At 57.3% G+C, this 19,024-nt stretch carries 15 protein-coding genes; 12 read left to right on the top strand and 3 right to left on the bottom strand.

Annotated elements, in window-relative coordinates:
- Positions 1-123: 123 nt before the first annotated feature.
- Positions 124-447 carry a rhodanese-like domain-containing protein gene (locus ACYVGU_RS00860; protein ID WP_460620511.1) on the top strand — a complete coding sequence of 108 codons (324 nt, stop codon included), beginning with the start codon at positions 124-126 and terminating at the stop codon, positions 445-447.
- A gap of 68 nt (positions 448-515) precedes the next feature.
- On the top strand, positions 516-3,044 hold the full coding sequence (hrpB, locus tag ACYVGU_RS00855) for an ATP-dependent RNA helicase (protein WP_460620510.1): 2,529 nt from the start codon (positions 516-518) through the stop codon (positions 3,042-3,044).
- Positions 3,045-3,121: 77 nt separating this feature from the next.
- Here hrpB and ACYVGU_RS00850 read toward each other — a convergent pair whose 3' ends face one another.
- Complete coding sequence (locus ACYVGU_RS00850; RefSeq protein ID WP_460620509.1) at positions 3,122-3,967, bottom strand: Rossmann-fold NAD(P)-binding domain-containing protein; 846 nt, start codon at positions 3,965-3,967, stop codon at positions 3,122-3,124.
- A 301-nt stretch (positions 3,968-4,268) separates the two neighbouring features.
- Between ACYVGU_RS00850 and guaB the strand changes: the two genes are divergently transcribed.
- From guaB to ACYVGU_RS00810, 8 genes are all read left to right on the top strand, one after another.
- A complete protein-coding gene (gene guaB, locus ACYVGU_RS00845; RefSeq protein ID WP_460612959.1) occupies positions 4,269-5,741 on the top strand; it encodes an IMP dehydrogenase in 1,473 nt (490 codons plus the stop codon).
- Between the two features lie 185 nt (positions 5,742-5,926).
- Positions 5,927-8,026, top strand: coding sequence for a PP2C family protein-serine/threonine phosphatase (locus tag ACYVGU_RS00840; protein WP_460620508.1), 2,100 nt, complete (start codon positions 5,927-5,929; stop codon positions 8,024-8,026).
- A 14-nt stretch (positions 8,027-8,040) separates the two neighbouring features.
- Positions 8,041-8,370, top strand: coding sequence for an STAS domain-containing protein (locus tag ACYVGU_RS00835; RefSeq protein ID WP_460620507.1), 330 nt, complete (start codon positions 8,041-8,043; stop codon positions 8,368-8,370).
- 26 nt (positions 8,371-8,396) lie between these two features.
- On the top strand, positions 8,397-8,810 hold the full coding sequence (locus ACYVGU_RS00830) for an ATP-binding protein (RefSeq protein ID WP_460612962.1): 414 nt from the start codon (positions 8,397-8,399) through the stop codon (positions 8,808-8,810).
- 188 nt (positions 8,811-8,998) lie between these two features.
- On the top strand, positions 8,999-11,305 hold the full coding sequence (locus ACYVGU_RS00825) for a peptidylprolyl isomerase (protein ID WP_460620506.1): 2,307 nt from the start codon (positions 8,999-9,001) through the stop codon (positions 11,303-11,305).
- Between the two features lie 198 nt (positions 11,306-11,503).
- Positions 11,504-12,982, top strand: a complete 1,479-nt coding sequence (locus tag ACYVGU_RS00820) for a peptidylprolyl isomerase (RefSeq protein ID WP_460620505.1) — start codon at positions 11,504-11,506, stop codon at positions 12,980-12,982.
- Between the two features lie 105 nt (positions 12,983-13,087).
- Entirely contained in the window at positions 13,088-14,050 is a 963-nt protein-coding gene (locus ACYVGU_RS00815) for an AAA family ATPase (RefSeq protein WP_460612965.1), read from the top strand.
- An 89-nt stretch (positions 14,051-14,139) separates the two neighbouring features.
- On the top strand, positions 14,140-14,580 hold the full coding sequence (locus ACYVGU_RS00810) for a hypothetical protein (protein WP_460620504.1): 441 nt from the start codon (positions 14,140-14,142) through the stop codon (positions 14,578-14,580).
- Positions 14,581-14,764: 184 nt separating this feature from the next.
- On the opposite strand, the gene ACYVGU_RS00805 is transcribed toward ACYVGU_RS00810, so the two are convergent.
- The gene (locus ACYVGU_RS00805; protein WP_460612967.1) at positions 14,765-15,649 is read right to left on the bottom strand and encodes an SDR family NAD(P)-dependent oxidoreductase; all 885 of its coding nucleotides are present in this window, start codon (positions 15,647-15,649) and stop codon (positions 14,765-14,767) included.
- Between the two features lie 242 nt (positions 15,650-15,891).
- Here ACYVGU_RS00805 and ACYVGU_RS00800 point away from each other — a divergent pair, with 242 nt between their 5' ends.
- On the top strand, positions 15,892-16,410 hold the full coding sequence (locus tag ACYVGU_RS00800; RefSeq protein ID WP_460620503.1) for a GNAT family N-acetyltransferase: 519 nt from the start codon (positions 15,892-15,894) through the stop codon (positions 16,408-16,410).
- Positions 16,411-16,453: 43 nt separating this feature from the next.
- On the opposite strand, the gene ACYVGU_RS00795 is transcribed toward ACYVGU_RS00800, so the two are convergent.
- Positions 16,454-17,623, bottom strand: coding sequence for a hypothetical protein (locus ACYVGU_RS00795; protein ID WP_460620502.1), 1,170 nt, complete (start codon positions 17,621-17,623; stop codon positions 16,454-16,456).
- Positions 17,624-17,818: 195 nt separating this feature from the next.
- On the opposite strand from ACYVGU_RS00795, the gene recA reads away from it, so the two are divergent.
- Positions 17,819-18,910, top strand: a complete 1,092-nt coding sequence (recA, locus tag ACYVGU_RS00790) for a recombinase RecA (protein ID WP_460612970.1) — start codon at positions 17,819-17,821, stop codon at positions 18,908-18,910.
- Positions 18,911-19,024: the final 114 nt, after the last annotated feature.

Raw genomic sequence — 19,024 nt, 5'->3', positions numbered from 1 at the left:
ACTGAAAAACGCACCGCCCAGCACCTGCTCGCACAGCAGGCCCATTCGTTGGTCAAAGCTAACGAGCATTAGGGTAATTTTGCAGTTTACCTCGGCACTTTCTATTTCTTTCCTAGCTCCTGTATGCTTCCTGAACTCACGCCCGAAGATTTGCACGCCCGCCTACAACGCGGCGACGACCTGCAGCTGATTGATGTGCGCCAGCCGGAGGAGTTTGCCTATTGCCGCATTGAGGGCAGCCTGCTGATTCCATTGGGCGAGCTAGCCAGCCGCGCCGAGGAAATTGACCCCGACCGCCCCACAGTGCTTATCTGCCACCACGGCGTGCGCTCCATGCAGGCACTGGCGTATTTGCAGCACCGTCACGAGCTTACTAACCTGCTCAACCTGCGCGGTGGTATTCACGCTTGGAGCACGCGCGTCGATCCGTCGGTTGCCGTGTATTAATCCGGTACTCTGCTTCCGGCAGGCACCAGTTACTAGCCTGCTTTCTCACTCAAACCGCCTCTGCTGCCTTGCAATTTCCTGCGCTTCCTATCCTTGATGCCCTGCCTGAGTTGCTTCAAACGCTTGCTACTTCCAGCGTGGCAGTGCTGCAAGCGCCTCCCGGAGCCGGCAAAACCACCATCGTTCCGTTGGCGTTGCTGGATGCTGCCTGGCGAGAGGGTGGCCGCATTCTAGTGCTAGAGCCGCGACGATTAGCCGCCCGGGCGGCCGCTACGCGCATGGCCCAATTACTAGGTGAGCCCGTAGGCCAAACCGTAGGCTACCGCATGCGCCTGGAAAGCAAGGTGTCGGCCAAAACCCGCATTGAGGTAGTAACCGAAGTTATCCTGACGCGCCAACTTCAGGATGACCCCGCGCTGGAAGGAGTAGCGGCTGTGCTGTTTGATGAGTTTCATGAGCGAAGCCTGCAGGCCGATTTGGGCCTAGCGTTAGCTCTAGATGCGCAGAGTGTACTGCGGCCCGATTTGCGCATTCTGGTGATGTCGGCCACGCTGGATGCCGAGCGGCTAGGCGCTTGGCTGAGCGCCCCCGTAGTGAGCAGCCAGGGCCGCATGTTCCCGGTCGAAACCCACTACCTCACGCCCCAACGGGCCGCCACCGTGTCGCGCCGCCCGCACGAAAAGCTTCAGGACCTGACGCCTGTTATCATTCGCGAAGCCTTGCAGCAACACCCTACCGGCGACGTACTGGTATTTCTGCCAGGCCTCGCCGACCAGCGCCGCGTTGCCGATAAGCTTGCTAACCTGCCGGTCCACATTGATGTGCATACGCTGCACGGCGAGCTACCTGCTGAGCAGCAAGATGCCGCGCTGCGCCCCGCTCCGGCCGGCCGCCGCAAAATAGTACTAGCTACCAGTATCGCCGAAACCAGCCTGACCATTGAAGGTGTGACCATTGTGGTGGACGGGGGCTACGCCCGGGTTCCGCGTTTCGAGCCGCGCACGGGCCTCACTACTCTCGGCACTGAGCCCGTGAGCCAAGCCGCCGCCGATCAGCGCCGGGGCCGCGCCGGTCGCCTGGGCCCGGGCACCTGCTACCGCCTCTGGACCGAAGCTGAATACCGCGACCTGCCCCACCACCTAGCCCCGGAAATCCTCACCGCCGACCTCAGCCCGCTAGCACTGGAGCTGGCCCTGTGGGGCGCCCGAGATGCTACTGCGCTTTGGTGGCTTGATGCGCCGCCGGCACCTGCCCTGGCCCAGGCCCGCGAGCTGCTGGTACGCCTGCAGGCCATAGCCCCCGAGGGACACCCAACCGCTCACGGCCGCGCCCTAGCGGGGCTAGGCCTTGCTCCTCGCCTGGCTCATTTGGTGGTGCGAGGGCAGGAAATTGGGCAGGGCGCTACGGCGTGTGCACTGGCGGCGCTGCTTACGGAGCGTGATATTCTGCGGCCCGCCGACGGCTCGTTTGGCCCCCCTGATTTGCGGTTGCGCCTGGAAGCGCTGGCCACTGGCCGGGCTCCCCTCCCCGGTCTTATGCCCGATGCTGCTGCGGTCCGGCGCGTGCGAGAAGCCGCTGCTGTGCTCCGCAACCGCTCAGGCGCCAAAGGCGATATAGAACCAGATATGGCTGGCCTGCTCGCTGCGTTTGCCTACCCCGACCGCCTGGCCCAACGCGAAACGACTGAGCGGGTACGCCTCCTGAGCGGTCAGCGGGCCACACTGCCGGCAGAGTATTTCAGTCAGCAAGAGGTGTTTTTTGCCGTGGCCGCCCTCGATGGTATTGCCGCGCAACCGCGGGCTAGCTTAGCCGCGCCCCTTAGCCGGACCGAGCTGGAAGAGTTTTTCGCGGAGCAAATTGAAACCAAGGATGAAGTGCGCTGGGATGAAGCTGCCGGCCGCGTGACAGCCCGACGGTTGCGGCGGCTGGGTGCCCTAGTGCTTTCGGATACCAACCTACCCAACCCAGATCCGGCGGCCATAACCTCAGCGTTGCTGGATGCCCTCCGTGCCGCTGGCATTGGCCGCCTACCCTGGAGTGAGGCTGCCACCCATCTGCGGGAGCGGCTGGCGTTTCTGCACCAGCAATTTCCCGCTGAGTGGCCCGATGTCTCGGATGCAGCCTTGCTGACTGAGTTAGAAGAATGGCTGGGGCCTTACCTCACGGGCGTAAAATCCTTAGCGGAGCTGGCCCGAATTAACTTCACGGAGGCGTTGCTGGGGCTACTTCCGGGCGGCTGGAGCCAGCGCCAGGACCTCGAGCGGCTAGCGCCCTCGCATCTGGAAGTGCCTACGGGCTCCAGCATTCAGCTTGATTATGCTGACCCCGCCGCGCCCGTGCTGGCTGTGCGCCTGCAGGAAGTGTTTGGTTTGCTTGATACGCCCACCGTGGCGGGCGGCCGCGTGCCGCTCACACTGCATCTGCTGTCTCCCGGCTATCGCCCCGCCCAGGTTACCCGTGACCTGCGCAGCTTCTGGACCAGCAGCTACTTTGAGGTGCGCAAAGAACTGCGCGGCCGCTACCCCAAGCACTATTGGCCCGAAAACCCATTGGAAGCCCAAGCCATAAGGGGCACTAAAAAGCAGAATGGCTTGTAACTGATATAACTACCCGGTTCAAACGAAAAGCCCACCTAGTATTTACTAGGTGGGCTTTTCGTTTGAACCGGGTCTGTTTATTCGCCGGCCGGGTAATCGGCGGAGTCGCCTAAGTCGGCTACTTGCTCCAAGTCTTTTACCAGGGCCGTAAATTTCTCGCGGGCACCTTTCACGGCAGCTTTGCCCAGGGGCAAGTGCAGCGGCGGGTTTTCCTGGCGCACCACGTCATACATGATTTGGGCGGCCCGCTGCGGGTCGCCGGGCTGGCGGCCGCTGTAGCTCTGAATGCCCTTCAGGTTTTCGCCAACGGTAGCGCGGTAATCGTCAATGGCGGTATCCACAAAGGAGGCCGAGCGGCCAGCCCAATCGGTACGGAAGCCGCTGGGCTCGATGTTCGTGACCTTGATGCCAAGTGGCGCTACCTGCTGGGCTAGGCTTTCGCCAATAGCTTCGAGAGCAAACTTGCTGGCATTGTACACGCCTACCCCAGGGAACGTCTTGAGCCCGCCTATGCTGGTGATGTTCAGTATGTGGCCGCTTTTCCGCTCGCGCAGGTGGGGCAGCACGGCCCGCAGCACGTGTAGCGGCCCAAACACGTTTACATCAAACTGGCGCTGCACCTCAGCCGCATCAATTTCCTCGATGCTGCCCAACGACCCGTAGCCCGCGTTATTTACAATTACATCAAGATGGCCGAAATGCTGAATGGCATCGGCAATGCCTTGTTTTACCTGCGCCTCATCGGTTACTTCAACCACAAAGCCGCGGCCGTTTTGGCCAGCTTTCTGCGTGAATGCGTCGGCTTGCTCCTGCTTGCGGAACGTGGCGGCTACTTTATCGCCTTTCTCTAAGAGTAGCTCGGCCAGAGCGGCGCCGAAACCGGTACTAACGCCGGTAATAAACCAATTTTTGGTGGTTGCCATGGATAGCGGAGGGGAATAGTGGAACGTGGCCGCTGCTCAGGCAGTCGACAGAAAGCTATAACCGCGAAAAGCAGAGCAGGGTTTTTACTAGGTCAGCCTTGGGAGTCAACCACCTGGCTAGCAGGTTCACTAGGCAGGCAACGGCTCGCAAGTGTCTGCGGCCTTTTCCCTTGGCTACTTGCTGCGTTCTTCATAAAGAAATAATACCCTGAGCGGGGGAAATCAACGAGTGAAAACTGCAAACCCAAATATTCGCCGTAAATTTACCCGGCAATAAGCGGAACCTAACCTACTTGTTGCCATGGCCGACCACGCTGCCAAAATTGCCTTCGAGGCGCTTACCTACGACGACGTCCTGCTACTGCCCGGTTATTCGGAAGTATTGCCCCGCGACGCCGACCCCAGCTCCCAGCTTACCCGCAACATCCGGCTCAAGCTCCCCTTCGTTTCAGCCGCTATGGACACCGTAACCGAAGCGGAAATGGCTATTGCCATGGCCCAGGAAGGCGGCATCGGCTTTATCCATAAGAACATGAGCATCAAGGCCCAGGCCGAGCTGGTGCGCCGGGTAAAGCGCTCAGAGAGCGGCATGATTCTGGACCCGTTCACGCTGGAGGAAACCGCTACCCTCGCCGATGCCAAAAAGCTGATGCGCAACAATAACATCGGGGGCATTCCGATTGTGGATGGCGAGCGACGCCTCAAAGGCATTCTGACCAACCGCGACCTGCGCTTCGAGAAAGACATGACGCGCTCCGTTACGGAGGTGATGACCAGCGAAAACCTGGTTACCGCCGATGCCGGCACGGACCAAGCGCTGGCAGAGGATATCCTGCAGGAATCGAAAGTTGAGAAGCTGCCCGTTGTTGATACCGAAGGCCGCCTTGTAGGCCTTATCACGTATAAAGACATTCGGAAGCGCCGCCGCACGCCCAACGCCTGCAAAGACGAGTTCGGCCGCCTGCGTGTAGGGGCAGCCGTGGGTGTTACGCCCGACCTGCTGGACCGCATTGCCGCCCTAGTGGAAGCCGGTGTGGACGTAGTAAGCGTGGATACGGCGCATGGCCACAGCAAAGGCGTGCTCGACGCAGTTCGCAACATCAAGTCGAAGTTTCCGAACCTAGAAGTTATTGCCGGCAACGTGGCCACCGCCGAAGGAGCCCGTGCCCTCGCTGATGCTGGCGCCGATGGCGTGAAAGTGGGCGTAGGGCCTGGCTCTATCTGCACTACCCGTATTATTGCCGGTATTGGGGTGCCGCAGCTTTCGGCCGTGCTGGAAGCCGCCCGCGGCCTGGAAGGCACCGGTGTTCCGCTGATTGCCGATGGTGGCATTAAATACTCCGGCGACGCTGTGAAAGCCCTGGCCGCCGGCGCCGGCACCATCATGATTGGCTCGTTGTTGGCCGGTACTGAAGAAGCCCCCGGCGAGGTAACCCTGTTTGAAGGCCGCAAATACAAGAGCTACCGCGGCATGGGCTCCGTGGAGGCCATGGAAGAAGGCTCGAAAGACCGCTACTTCCAGGACGCCGAAGACGATGTAAAAAAACTAGTACCCGAGGGCATTGTAGGCCGCGTGCCCTACAAAGGCCTGGCCGCCGAAGTGCTGTACCAGCTGGCCGGCGGCCTGCGCGCTGGCATGGGCTACTGCGGTGCCGCTACTATTGAGGCACTGCAAACGGCCCGCTTTGTGCGCATTACCGGCGCCGGTCTGCGCGAGTCGCATCCCCACGATGTGCAAATTACCCGCGAGGCGCCCAACTACAGCAGCCGCTAGGGCCCTGTTACTCCTCAACCCCAAAAAGCCGATGTCCGTACAGGTCATCGGCTTTTTTGTGGGAAGCCAGGAAGCCGGTTGTCCGGAATCCGACGGGTAGTTGTGCCTTTTCGAGTGCACCATGTATCTTGCCCATTCATTTGCCTTCCACTTCGGCAGCCTGACTTCCTAGTACCCCACACTTCATGTCGTTTCTCCGGAAGCTGAACGCACTTCTGCTACCCTTTTCTGTAATAAGCTGGCTGGGGCTGGTGGCGTGTACGTTGCTGTATGCTCACCCAACTCTGCTCGGCAGTGCTGTAAGCCTACCGGGCTGGTTGCTGCTGCTGGTGCAGGCCGTTTTTGTGGCGGCCGTGTTTCTACAGGAGCGGTCGGCTGCTGAGCGGTTGCGCGGCCTCGATTTTGTGGCACTACTGCGCCGCCTAGTACTAGGCCCCGGGTTGCTGGCAACCGTTTGCGTAGGCTTGCACCTGTTGCAGCAGCTAGTGCAGCCGGAACTATCGGCCCGCAGTTCGGTAGCCTTCACGGCTATATATACCCTCAACGTTGGGTTGTTTGTGGTTCTGCTGGCCCGCACCAACTACGCTTGGCGGTCGTTAGTGCTGTTTCGTAGCTCCGCGAAGCTGCGGACGCAATGGGCCTGGTTTGAGGGGCTGCTGGCCCTTACGCTACTGCTACGCCTTTTCACCTGGACGCCTCCGTATAGCTTAGCTACTGCGCTGCTCGGAGCCCTGGCGGCTTTTGGCGCGTATCTGAGCTCTCATCAGAAGTGGGTGGCCTACCTGAGCCGCCGCCAGAAGTTAGAAGCACTGGTGCTGCAGCTGGCCGTGATTCTGGCCATGCTGGTGTTTGTGGCCTATTTCCTGCACGTACAGCAAGATCCGCAGCTGGTGGCCCCGCCTACCCAGCAAGCGTTTCTGGTGCTTAATGCGTTTTTCGCCGTGTTTTACGCCCTCATGGGGCTACTGGTCACAGCCTTCAATCTGCCTACAGCTAGTGTATTTGAGCAGAAGCGGGAAGAAATTTTAAGCCTGCAACGCCTTACTCAGCTTATTCAGCGCGGCCAAAACGCCGAGGAAGTGTACCGCATGTTTTTTGACTCCGCCATTCAAACCGTGGAGGCCGATGCCGCTTGGCTGGAAATAGAAACTACCAGCGACGAAGAGTATACCGGACAGTACTACCACCTCGAACCCGCGCAGGCCCGTGCCATTCGGGAGTTGCTGGCCGATTATAACCTAGGCCACATTGAGTACCTGAACAATGACCTGCTTAACAGCAGTGGCTTCCGGAACCTGAATATGGAGTTTGGGTCGCTCATTGTGATGCCGCTGCGCTCCAGCAAGCGCCAGTACGGGGCGCTGTACATGCTGAAAGCGTCGTCGCAGAGTTTTGACCGGGAAAACCTGAGCATCCTGCAAACCTTCGCCAGCCAAACGGTGCTCAGCATCGAAAACCTGCAACTGGTACAGGCCTCCTTGGATACCCAGCGCGTGCAGGATGAGCTCAAAATTGCCTCGGCGGTGCAGGATAGCCTTATCCCGAAAAACTTACCCATCGATAACTGGTTTGAAATCAGCTCGCATGCGCTGGCGGCCACGGAAGTAGGCGGCGACTTCTATGACTTCCTGCACCTGCCCGGCCGGCGACTGGCCGTGCTTATCGGCGATGTATCGGGCAAAGGCGTAACAGCGGCTTTCCACGTGGCCCAAATGAAAGGGATTTTTCACGCCCTGATGCAGGAGAACCCCCTGGCCCGCAATGAGCGGGAGAAGTTTCCGGTGCCAAGCAAGTTTATGGCCCAGGCCAACCACGCCTTGGCCCGCTGCCTTGAGAAGTCGGCTTTCATTACGGCTTCACTCTACATCATTGATTATGAGCACGGGGGCTTTGTTTTCGCTCGTGCCGGCCACTGCCATACGCTCTACTACCACTCCATTAAGGAGGAAGTGTCGTACTTCCGGACGGCGGGCTTGGGCCTGGGTATTATCCGGAACGAAGGCTACGAGAAATACATCAAAAATCAGTTTTACGACTATAATCCGGGTGATGTCATGGTCATTTATACCGATGGCATCGTAGAAGCCCGCGGGGCCAACCAGGAAGAATACGGAGAAGAGCGGCTCAAGCAGATGTTGGAGCGCACTTACTACCTAGAAGCAGAGCAGATTAAGGAGCAGATCCTGACTGATCTGAACGATTTCAGCCGTGGACAACCCATGCACGACGACCAGACGTTACTGGTCATCAAGTTCCGAGCGGCTCAACCAGACGGCAGCCTTTAACGTTACAAAGAGGTATGAAAATAACGCAACAGTCAACCGAAAATACCCTCACCCTCAGCCTCGACGGTGAGCTGGATGCCAGCTCCTCTGTGGTACTGGATACCGAGCTAAGCAAACCCGAAATTCTGGGCAATCAGAAAGTACTGATTAACTGCCAGAACCTGAACTATATTTCCTCAGCCGGCTTGGGCGTTTTCATTTCTCACTTGCAGAGTTTTCAGGACGCCGGCGTGAAGCTGGTTTTCTTCAACATGCAGGATAAAGTTCACAACGTGTTTGAGATTCTGGGGCTCGACTCGCTGATGACGATTGTACCGTCAGAGGCGGAGGCTACGGCCGTTTAGGAGCTCCGTACGGAACCCAAGGGAGCATGAGACACGCAATCCGAATCAGCTGCACACGCCGCAACCTCAAGGTGGTGCGCGACTTCGTGAGCGAATTTTTACTTAGCTATCAGCTCTCTGATCTGCTGGTTAACCAGATTGTGTTGGCCGTTGATGAGGTAGTAGCTAACCTAATTATTCACGGCAACGGCGAAAACGAGTCGCAGTTTCTGGATGTGCGGGTAGCGGTGGTAAATCAGGAATTCGGAATTGAAATCGAAGACTCCAACCTTACATCTTACTCTCCTAATACCTACCACGAGCCCGATTTGCAGGAGTATGTTCGCATCGGCAAAAAAGGTGGGGTAGGCATGATGCTGGTTAACCGTATTATGGACCGGGTGGAGTTTAGTACCAAGGGCGAGCGTAACTTATGCCGCCTATATAAGAAAATAGGCTAACGACTCGTTATCAGAGCTGTCGGCAGAACGAGCACCCCGCTTTTGGGGTGCTTTTTTCTTAGCCGAACCCCGGGGCGCTTTGCCCGCTTGCGCCCGGAAAAAAATCCGTAAAATTGCAACAGTCCGCTTTCCGCACCCGTGCAATTGCCCGGCCGGATTACCTGCTTTGCCGATTCCTTTATTTCTGTATGCACAAACGCATTTTGTTTGCCGGCACTGCCGCGGCCGCTCTTCTGGCTGGGTGCCAAGCTACCAAACCTACCTCCTCCGCTACATCTCCGGTAGTTGAAACCCTGGGCACTACCCAGGTTCCGGCTTCAGAGTTTGCTTATATCTATCGGAAGAACAACAGCTCGGCACCGGAATTTGGCACTAAGGCCAGCGTTCAGGAATACCTTGATCTGTATACCAACTTCAAGCTGAAGGTGCTGGAAGCCGAGCAGCGCGGCCTTGATACTACTCAGGCGTTTAAGCGCGAGCTGGATGGCTACCGCCAGCAGTTGGCCCAACCCTACCTCACAGAGAAAAGCGTAACTGATAAGCTGGTGCGCGAAGCCTATGACCGCCTGAGCAAGGAGGTAAACGCCTCGCATATTTTGGTGCGCGTGATGCCCGATGCCGCCCCGAAAGACACGCTGGCAGCTTACCAGAAGGCACTAGCCCTGCGCCAGCGCGTAACTGGCGGCGAGGACTTTGGCAAAGTAGCCCGCGAGGCTTCCGAGGACCCTTCGGCCCGCGAAAACGGCGGCACGCTCGGCTATTTTACGGCCATGCAGATGGTGTATCCGTTTGAGTCGACGGCGTACGTAACGCCCGTTGGGCAGGTATCGCAGCCGGTCCGTACGCGCTTTGGCTACCACCTGATTAAGGTGAATGACGTGCGCAAGGCCCAGGGCGAAATTAAAGTGGCTCACCTCATGATTCGGGCCACGCCTGGCATGCCCGCCGCCGACTCCGTAACGGCCAAAAAGAAGGTAGATGAGCTGTACAACCGGCTGGCCCGCCGCAATGAAAACTGGGAAAAGCTGGTAGCGCAATTTTCGGAAGACGCTGGCTCGGCTGCCAACAGTGGCGAGCTGCCCCCCTTCGGGACCGGCCGTATGATTCCGTCGTTTGAAGAAGCTGCCTTTAAGCTTCAGAAGCCCGGCGACATTTCGCAGCCGGTGCAAACGCCTTATGGCTGGCACATTATTAAGCTGCTCGAAAAACAGCCGGTGCCTTCATTTGAAGCCATGGAGCCCACGCTGAAAAGCAAAGTGGCCAAGGATTCCCGCTCCGAGCTGAACCGGACGGCCTTCCTTAAGCGCGTGCGCACCGAAAACAAGTTTGAAGAAAACCAGCCTGTAAAAGACTACGTGTTTGCCAAATCCGACACGGCGTTGGTTTCGGGCCGCTTTCAGTACACGGCTCCTGCTACCCCCACTAAAGGCAGCAAGGCCAGTAAAACTCCAACCGATAATTCCACCCTATTCACTATCGGGGGCAAGCCGTATTTGGTGAAGGACTTCCTGACGTACGCGCAGCAAAACCAAAAGCCCCGGACCGGGGCTGAACCACGTTTTGCTATGCAGCAGCTTTATGATCAGTATGTAGATCAGAGCCTGACGGACTACGAAAAGGCCAACCTGGAAATCAAATACGAAGACTACCGCATGCTTGTGAAGGAGTACCGCGACGGTATTCTGCTGTTCCAGCTCATGGATGAGAAAGTGTGGAGCAAGGCCATTGAGGATACCGTTGGGCTCCAGCAGTTCTTCGCCGCGAACCAAGCTAAGTACCAGTGGGAACCCCGCGTACAGGCCACAGTAATCAGTGCTGCTACCCCCGAGCTACTGGCAAAGGCCCAGCAACTTCAGAAAACAGGCCGTTACCAAGTAAAAACCGGCGTACCAGCTCCGGTAGCTTTCCGTACCAACTCGGCTGAGCTGCCAGCGGGCTCTCCAGCGCTTGATGACCTAGCATCTCGCCTAGGTGCCGATGCAACCGTAAGTGTGACTGTCGTAGGGCGCGTAAAGAAAGGTGAAGCAGCCGCACTGGCCCGCCGGCGTGCCGACCGGGTAGTAGCCTATCTGCGCAGCAAAGGCGTAGAAGCAAACCGCCTGAAAGCTACTACCGAGGTCAAAGCCGCCGCTACCCCTCAGGTTGCCTTCGAACTGACCACCACTAACCCAACCGCCATGGAAGGGATGCTGAATACGCAAAATCCGTTGGCCGTACAGGTGCAGCAGCGCAGCTTTCAGAAAGGCGACAACAAGGCCGTCGATCAGTTTTTGAGCAGCGCACCCGGCACCTACACCACGCAGCAGGATGGCCGCTACTACGCCGTAACGGTAGAGAAGCAGTTGCCAGCCGGCCCCAAGACACTGGCTGAGGCCCGCGGCCAAGCCACTTCCGACTACCAGAATTACCTGGAGAAAGAATGGATTGGCCAGCTGAAGCAGAAGTACCCGGTAACCATCAACCAGGCGGAGGTAGACAAGCTGGTTACGAAGTAAGCACGCTCACTCAAGCAAACCGGGAGCGGGAAGCTGCCAGGCATGAAGGATGTTTTTTCCTTTGTCCGGCGCCTTCCGCTCCCGGTTTCTTTTTACTAGGCCCGTAGTCACGTGCAACGTCCGAAGGCAAACTCGGCTCTAGGCTCTTGAAACGGCACTAATGGTCTTGCTCGGCTGTTTTTGCCAGTGAAAGGATTTATGATGAAATTTACGGGCAGCTTTTGGCGTTTTGCCTGCTGTCTGGTCCCGTGTCAGGTTGTTGACGAAGGGGCATTACGGAAAGATTCCATGATTCAATGTTTGCGAGTACCGGCCCGTCGGGTGCTGTTAAGTGCGGTTCTGATGGCAGCTTCCGCCACGGCTAGCTTCGCCCAGTTGGGCGTAGGGCGCCCGGTCGGTCTGAAAGTAGTAGACGGCATTATTGCCAAAGTCGATAACCAGATTGTGCTCCGCTCCGACCTAGAGGGGGCTTACGCCCAGGAACTAGCTAGGGCGGAAGGCAAGCCGCTGCCTCCGGATATCAAATGCCGCATTCTGCAAAGCCTGGCCCTAAATAAGCTGCTCTTGGCCAAAGCCGAAACCGACTCGGTGGTAGTAGAGGATACGCAGGTACGTAGCGAGCTAGACCGCCGGATGGCCTACTTTATCCAGCAGATTGGCTCTGAAAAGAAGCTGGAGGAGTACTACAACAAGCCCGTAAAGCAGCTCAAAGAAGAGCTGCGCATTCAGGTGAAAGAGCAGCTCATTCAGCAGAAGATGCAGGATGAAATTGCGGGCAAAGTATCGGTAACGCCTCGCGAGGTACGCCAGTTTTTCTCCCGCATGCCCAAGGACAGCCTGCCGTACTACTCCACTGAGGTAGAGGTTGGCCAGATTATTAAGCTAGCCAAAACTAACACGAAGGCCAAACAGGAAGCGCAAACCAAGCTCAACGATTTGCGCGCCCGCATCCTGGCCGGCGAAGACTTCGCCACGCTGGCCAAGCAGTTCTCCCAAGACCCCGGCTCGGCGGTGGAAGGCGGCTACCTTGGTTTCTTTAAGCGCCGTGAATTGGTGCCGGAGTACGAAGCTGCAGCCCTGCGCCTAGAGCCCGGCGGACTGTCGCCTATTGTGGAGTCGCAGTTTGGCTTCCACCTGATTCAGCTGATTGAGCGCAAAGGCGATTCGTACAGCACCCGCCACATTCTCTTGAAGCCCGAAACCGGTTCTTCTGATACCAATGAGGCAACGCAGGAGCTAAACAAGCTGCGCCGTCGCATTCTGGCCGACAGCGTTTCCTTCGCGAAAGCGGCCAAAGACAACTCCGACGACAAGCTCACGGGCGGCAACGGCGGTCTGATGCAGAACCGTCGCGACGGCAGCACCTACCTGCCCCTCGACCAGCTTGATCCGGCTATCTTCTTCACCATTGATACCATGAAGGTGGGTAGTGTAACTCCTCCCCTGCCTTACCGTACCGACGACGGCAAAGACGCCGTACGGATTCTCTGGCTGAAGTCGAACACGGCGCCTCACCAGGCTAACCTGAACGACGACTACCAGAAAATTGCTGCCGCGGCCCTCAACGAGAAAAAGAACAAAGCCCTGGATACCTGGTTTGCTCAGAACCGGGGCACCGTATACTTGGAGGTAGACCCCGAGTACTCGGGCTGCAAGCTGCTCAACTCTTCTCTGTAACAACCCAACCAGATAGGAGAAGGAAGACGTTGAACCGGCCTGGCCGGGCGCAACATTGTCTTTCTTCTCCTGTCTTTGCGTTATACCCATCCTCATTCCTAGTCTATGCAATTTGCCTCTGATAAAGAAGCCGCCGACGCGCTGGCCCGTTCCTACCAGACGTTGCGCCGCGAAATCGGCAAGGTGATTATCGGACAAGATGAGGTGGTTGAGCTAGTACTCACAGCGGTTTTCTCGCAGGGCCACTGCTTGCTGGTGGGGGTACCAGGGCTAGCCAAAACGCTGCTCATCCAGACCATTGCTGATTCGCTAGACCTGTCGTTCAACCGGGTGCAGTTCACGCCGGACCTAATGCCCTCCGATATTGTAGGCTCGGAAACCCTGAACCAGCAGCGCGACTTCCACTTTGTGCCCGGCCCGATTTTCGCCAACATTGTACTAGCCGACGAAATCAACCGAACCCCACCTAAAACCCAGGCGGCCCTGCTAGAAAGCATGCAGGAATATGCTGTAACGGTGGCAGGGAAACGCTACCCCTTGCAGCGCCCGTTTTTCGTGCTGGCTACCCAGAACCCCATTGAGCAGGAAGGCACGTATCCGTTGCCGGAAGCGCAGCTGGACCGGTTTATGTTCAATATCGAGCTAGGCTACCCCAGCTACGAGGCCGAGCTGCAAATCGTGAAGAACACCACTTCTGACTCCAAGCCTACGGTAAACAAGATATTGCACGCCGATGAGATTCAGGCGTTTCAGCACCTAGTGCGCCGTGTGCCCGTGGCCGATAACGTGGTGGAATATGCCGTGGGCCTCGTGCACAAAACCCGGCCCAACACCGGCCGTGCAGCCGCCCGAGCCACGCAGTTGCTGGAGTGGGGCGCTGGCCCACGCGCCTCGCAGCACCTGATTGTAGGAGCCAAGTGCCACGCCTTGCTGCACGGCAAGTACTCGCCCGATATTGAAGATGTAAAAGCGGTAGCGCTGCCCATTCTGCGTCATCGCCTTGTTCGTAACTTTAAAGCCGAAGCCGAAGGCATCACGGTGGAGCAGATTGTAAAAGAGCTATTGTAGGAAGAAGCACACCGGAGGCAGCGCTTTTACTAGCCCTTCGTGTACCTTCAACCCACTACAAGCCCCAGGAAACAAATACCCCTTACGTAATGGAAGCAGCCGGTTACTACCAGCAATTTGAGCGCAACCTCGCCATCATCATCAGCGGCCTGGAGGCTGGGCTGGATATTCGGACCACCGCCTTGGGCACCTCGTTGCCACTGGAGGTGTACGTATTGAGCGAGGTGCTGAACCAAGGCGGCGGCCAGTTTCGCTTGACCACGGAAGGCCCCCTAAATCGTCTACGCGAGTTTTATGCGCAGTTCCGCGAGCAGGAAGCCAGCAACGAGGCACTGCTGCAGCGCATTCTGGAAGACAAGAAAGCCATGATGCGTACCCCCGAGGGCCGCGTGCTGACCAAGGAAATGCTGATTCGCCGGTTGGAGTACTTCAATGAGGCTGCCCGCCAAATCAACGTGATGCGCAATCAGCACGCGCTGGGCAGCCCAACACAGGCGCGCTCCGGCATTGGGGCCGAGCTGCAAAAGTAAATCACGGATTTAGCTGGATTTTTCGGATGACACGGATTTCGTGCCTAGTCTGAAAAGTATCGTGGAAGCCGACAATACAAAAGGCCGCCCCGGTTGGGGCGGCCTTTTGTATTGTTTTCAGTTCACAGGATCGGAAAAGATGAATGCACGGCATAAAATCCGTGTCATCCGAAAAATCCGTGATCTAGCTCATAGTAGCCAGCGCGTCTTTGCGCACCTTCGTGTTGCCTTCCTTAGCGTGCTGCAGGTGCAGGTCGCCGGTGGGCTGCTGTTTTAGGTGCGCAGGTACTTCCTCGCCCGGCAGGCTCTTAGAAGCCGTAACGCCGCCATCTACGAAATAGGTAGCCCCGGTCACGTAGCTTGCTTCATCAGAAGCTAGGAATAAGTACACGTTGGCTACTTCTTCGGGCGTGCCGCGGCGGCCCAGCGGTACCCCGTTTACCGTATTTTTCTCCATTTTAGAGTTCATGGGGCCGGTTTCTTTGTGCGTCCAGGCCGTATCGATGGGGCCCGGGCCAACGCAGTTTACGCGGACTCCGTGTTTGGCTTGCTCCACGGCTAGGCCCTTGCTGAAGGTCATCACCCAGGCCTTGGTACCGCCATAGGGCGTAATCATGGGGGAACCCATCTGCCCAGCTTCAGAACCTGCCGACACAATGTTGCCTTTCGTTTTTTGCAGCTCCGGCAGGGCGGCGCGCGTCATCATAAATACCGAGTAGATGTTGTTTTTGATCATGTACTCGAACGCATCTACCGGATACTTATCCAGCTCAGCGGTGGCCGGAAACACCCCAGCATTGTTTACTAGGATGTCGAGTTTGCCGAACTCCTTTACCGTGGCCTTCACGCAGGCTTCGGCGGCCGCCTGCAGGGAGATGTCGCCGAGGTAGCCGATGGCCCGGCCGCCTTCGGCCAGAATTTCATCTACTACTTCGCGCACCGGGTCGTTATCGAGACCTACTACCACTACGGAAGCGCCCTCTCGCGCAAATTTTTTACTGATGGCTTCACCAATGCCCGAGCCTCCGCCCGTAACAATGGCCACTTTATTCGTGAGTCTGCCTAGCATGATACGTGTAACTAAAGTTGGTAGAAAAGGAAAGCAGCCAGGGCTTGCATTGAAAGCGCCGGCTAGCTTCTATTTTGAACGATGAGCCGGCTGGTGGGTTTCTGTTTGCCTACGTAAGCCTTGGTGCTTTCCTGGGCTGTTGCCCCTGTTCTGCTTTGTTGCCCCCTCTACTGCTCCAAATTATGTACGCCGTGCCGCCTCAACCTGCTCTTCCGACTGCACCGCTGGTTACGGCCCGACTCATGCTTCGCCCCTACCTGCCTGCCGACGAAGCCGAGTTTTATCAGCTGATTCACAACAACCGGGCGCGACTGCAGCCTGCCTTTCCGGCCCGTGAGGCTAGCGTCCGGACGCCCGCCGATGCCACTCTGGTGCTACGCCAGTTTCGGCAAGACTGGACTTCAGGCCGGCTGTACGTATTTGGCATCTGGAACCAGGAAACCCAGCAGTACCTCGGCGACATCAGCCTGAAACCCACCTGGACCACCCCAGTTACGGCCGAAATCGGCTACTACCTTGCTGCCGAGGCCGAAGGCCAAGGCTACGCCCGCGAAGCCCTGGCCGCAATTGCTACGTTTGGGTTTGAGCAGCTGCGGGTGGCGCGGTTGCTTATCCGGTGCCGCGCCGACAATCCGCGCAGTTGCGCCGTGGCCGAGGCCGCCGGCTTTCAGCCCCTGCCGCCGCGCCCAAAGCTGGTGCGGGTTTTCACCAGCCAAGCCATTCTGTACTACATCCGCAAGCCAGAACAACCAGTGGAGTAGTTCAGCAGCTCTGTATTACTAGGGTTACTTCAGGCGGAAACCGCTAGTCGGCGCCTCGGCGGAGGGTAGTGAGCAGAAAGCTTTGATTGAAGTTCAGGTACAGGGCGAAGGAAAAGTCGAACAGCCCGTTATTCAGGTCGTAGAGCGGCTCGAAGCGGGTAGTAAGCACCAGATTGCCCGGCAGCTTGTAGTCGCGCAGCACCCGCAGGATCAGGAGCTGCCGCTGCCGCTCAATATAGTTGGGGTCAACAGCCGATGAGGAAATAGAGCGGTATAGGCGGCCGCCCAGCGGCGAAATGTAGCCGTTGCCGTGCCAGTAGGCCACCTGTAGGTTGGAAAGGCGCGTATCGAGGCCGGCATTTAGATACAGGCCTGTGCCGGATTTGTACGGCAGCACATAGCTGAAGGAATAGTCGTGGAAGTACGTGACGTACCCATCGAAGCTGGCGGCTTGCACGAAATGAGAGGCTAGTGCCTTGCGCACGCGCACGCCGGTAGCCACATTGAAGAGCGTTTGTAGCGGCACATCAATGGTATCGAGCTGGCCGCCGCGGTGGGTTGCCGTAAATTGGAAGGGTAGCCGCACCAGCCACCGCGTAGAGTCGCCGAGCACGTGGTGCTCCGTGCTGAGGCCGCCGGCTACTTCTTCCTGAAAATTGCTGTAGCGGTATTGCTGCCGTTGCCAGTTTACCCACGCATCGAGCCTAGTGCGCGGCGTTTGGAGCAGATACTGAATGCCTTCTTCGAGCCGATTGGTAATGACGCGCTCAAAATCAAACATTGGCTCAATGTAGCCGTGGTGCAAGTAGCCTTCAATATTGCCGAAAACCAAGCTGTGCTGACCCTCCTGGTACTTAAGCGTGAACAACGGACGCACTTGCCGCAAGCGGGGCGTGCCATAATCTTTCCACAGGTACACCCCGGCCTCCAGGCGCAGGTTAACGGCCGGAAAGTACACCAGCCGCGGCGCCAGCTGCGCCCCAAAGTACGTGAGGCCCGGATCAATTTTATTAAAATACTCGTTGTCTTTATTGAACAGAAAGCCCTGCACATCCAATCGGAGCTGGCGCTCGTAAGCTGGCCCCAGGGGCAAAGAGTGCGTAAACGCCCGATTATCAAGCTGCGCCGTAGCGGACAGGATAGTACTTAACCAAGCTACCAGCGTCAGTATCAGAGAGGTAGAAACCGTCCTTTGTTCTAAAAATTTTAGCACCAGAAAACTTTACTAAAATCAACGAATTTTTTTAGCATTGTGGGCACAAAATATAGCCCGGCGGCGTTACCACTAGCCGACCCAAACGGGCTCCGGCAGTGTAGCGCAACTGGTGTGCGGCCCGATTGTATGGGCACCCCAAAAAGCCTACATTCACCAAACGTAAGCATTTCCAAATAACCCCTCCTATAGAGTATGGCTGCAACCACTGACAAGGCCGTCAACGCCAACGCCGAGAAAATGAAAGCCCTCCAGCTTACGCTGGACAAGCTGGACAAAAGCTACGGCAAAGGCACCGTAATGAAGCTCAGCGACAACAAGGTGATGGACGTAGAAGTCATCAGCACCGGTTCGCTAGGCCTTGATATTGCCCTAGGTGTAGGTGGCGTGCCCAAAGGTCGCATCATCGAAATCTACGGTCCAGAATCGTCGGGTAAAACCACCCTCACGATGCACTGCATTGCCGAAGCGCAAAAGAAAGGCGGCATGGCTGCTTTCATTGACGCCGAGCACGCATTCGATCCGTTGTATGCTAAAAAGCTGGGCATCGATACTGAGAACCTGCTGATTGCGCAGCCCGACAACGGCGAGCAAGCCCTGGAAATAGCCGACCAGCTGATTTCTTCCGGCGCCATTGATATCATCGTTATCGACTCCGTGGCGGCCCTGGTGCCCAAAGCGGAACTGGAAGGTGATATGGGCGACTCGAAAATGGGTCTGCACGCGCGTCTGATGTCGCAGGCACTACGTAAGCTGACGGGTACCATCAACAAGACTAACTGCTGCTGCATTTTCATCAACCAGCTGCGCGAAAAAATCGGGGTTATGTTCGGCTCGCCTGAAACGACTACCGGTGGTAACGCCCTGAAATTCTACGCTTCGGTTCGTCTCGACATCCGTCGGATTGGCCAGATCAAGGAAGACAAGGACAACGTAACCGGCAACCGCACCAAGGTAAAGGTGGTAAAAAACAAGGTAGCGCCACCCTTCAAGGTGATTGAGTTCGACATCATCTACAACGAAGGCATTTCGAAAGTAGGCGAGATTCTCGACCTGGGCGTTGACATGGGCATTATTGCCAAGTCGGGCTCTTGGTTCTCCTACGATGGCAACCGCCTGGGTCAGGGCCGTGAGGGTGTGAAAACCATTCTGCAGGACAACCCCGAGCTAGCCGAAAAGATCGAAGCGCAAATCCGCGCCAAGGTGAAAGGTGAGCCAGAAGCAGCCCTAGCTGCTATTCCGGAAGACCGCTCCATTGACGAGGACGACGACACAATGGAGCTGTAAGCTCACGTCAGGCCTATAATTTTGAAAGCTCCGCTACCCTGTAGCGGGGCTTTTCTGTTTTGGAACTACTAGGGTAAAAACCGGCTCAAGCTCAACCAAACCACTAGGCCATTT

The organism is Hymenobacter tenuis, assembly GCF_054780495.1.
This window is presented reverse-complemented; position numbering and strand designations above follow the sequence as displayed.